At 32.8% G+C, this 2,097-nt stretch carries 1 protein-coding gene; it reads left to right on the forward strand.

Annotation, left to right across the window (positions count from 1 at the left end; genetic code table 11):
• The coding region (locus AB1444_16420) for a S8/S53 family peptidase (protein MEW6528239.1) at positions 1-2,060 on the forward strand (2,060 nt) is incomplete at its 5' end.
• Positions 2,061-2,097 lie beyond the last annotated feature (37 nt).

A 2,097-nucleotide genomic window follows, 5' to 3' on the forward strand; every position in this document is an offset into this window, starting at 1 on the left:
CATGGAATGCACGTGAATTAATTATAAGGTTTGATACATCAGCAATTAATAAATCTGCTATTGATAAAATTGGATTAGAATATGCCCCGCTATCAGAATTTGTAAAGCAATCTGTAATTTATGAAATGACACAAAAAACAGGTATAAGTTGGGGAAAGATAAATGCATATAAAATTTTTACAAAGTTAACTACAAAAGATACAATTTCCATTTCAAGACTTGGAGATACTATTCAAATGCCGTTTTTCTGGGCATCATTATCTGTTTTTATTCCAGAAAACATAAATGAACAAACGGTTGCTGATAGTTTAGAAACCATGTATCCAACAATTCAATTTGCTGAAAAGAATTATATCGGACATATTGACATTTTACCAAATGACCCATTGTTTCTTCAATATCAACAAATAGGTTTAACATCGCCTACATGTGGAATAGGTGTCGAACAATCATGGAATTATGAAGTTGGTCAAGAGAATATCTTGATTGGTGTATTTGATACAGGTATTAATTATAAACATGAGGATTTTGGCGATGGTACATATAACGGATCTAAAATTAAAGGTGGTTGGGATTGGATAAATAATTGTCATGTTTCTAGTGCAACTACTCCTGATGATAATGGGCATGGAACCGCATGTGCAGGAATTATTGGTGCCTTGAGAAACAATTCAAAGGGTATATCGGGTATTTCTGGCGGTGACAGCGAAAATAATAATACTGGTTGTGCACTTTTTTCATTTAAAATTGCTAATTCTGGGGGTTATATTCAAACAAATCATGCAGTTGCAGCATTGCAAGCAGGTGCAGCAAGCAATCAATATGGTCTACACATTTTAAGTAATAGTTGGGGACTTGAAAATTCTAAATCATTGCGCGAAGCAACCCAATTTGCTTTCAATAATAAAGTTGTAGTTGTTGCTGCTAGTGGAAATACATCTGATTCTCAATTAAAATATCCCGCCTCTTATCATGATGATTGGACAATGAAAGTCGGAGCAAATGACGCAACTGGGGATAGAGCAAATTTCTCTACATATGGAAACAGATTAGATTTTATTGCTCCTGGCACTAAAGATCTATATGCAGCACCAGATCACAATGCAAACAATACATATACATATAATCAAGATGGTACTTCATTTTCATGTCCACATGTATCTGGTGTTTCAGGACTGATGTTAAGTTATGTAAACAATGATCCAAATGCACCAAATAAACTTGCACCTGAGGATGTTGAACATATATTACAAAATTATACATACGACTTACAAACCTCAGGATATGATCAATACACCGGTTGGGGTCGTATTAATGTATTAAATTCCTTTAATCATATTTTATTACCACAATATAAAGTAAGACATTTTCAAACTACCGTAAGTTGTTCATCTGCTCAATTATATTCAAGCGGTCAGACAGTCCAATTCCCCGAAGGTGTCCCCGGTCTTGCTACTGGCTACTATTTAGGCACTACAGACATATACAAACTTACTGTAACTCATTCTTTTTCAATACCACAGACAGAAACAGTAATTGGTGCTTGGGCAAGAAATTCTTCATCTAACTTATTTGGCTATACTACAGTTATATACAACCCTCATATGAGTGATATTTCATTAAGTAATTATGGTCAAACTAGCGTAACCTTAGTAGGCTATCTATATAAATCAAAAATGTATAACATAATAGGACAATATGTGGGCGATATGTGGTTTCCAACAAATTTAAACTCTACTCGAACATTATCTTATAGTATTCATACTTATGACCCAACTGTTGGTGTTGAAAGCAATGAAATGACAGATTTTGTTTTTAGTATTTATCCTAATCCAACATGTGATTTAATAAACATAAGTGTTGAAATAATAAATCCTACCGATTTAGAGTTTTCAATTTATGACTCTTATGGTAGGCTACTAATTAGAGAGAATAAATTAAATTTAACGACAGGCACTAATATATTCCAAATAAATACATCATCGCTTAGAAGTGGAGTACATATAATCCAGTTAAAAAGTAATCGTTCTATTCTTATACAGAAGTTTACAAAAATATGAAATTTAATATTGTACTTCTCTTTTTTTTAATAATCAC

It is taken from the genome of Spirochaetota bacterium (assembly GCA_040756435.1).
In the GTDB taxonomy this organism is placed as follows: Bacteria; Spirochaetota; UBA4802; order UBA4802; family UB4802; genus UBA4802.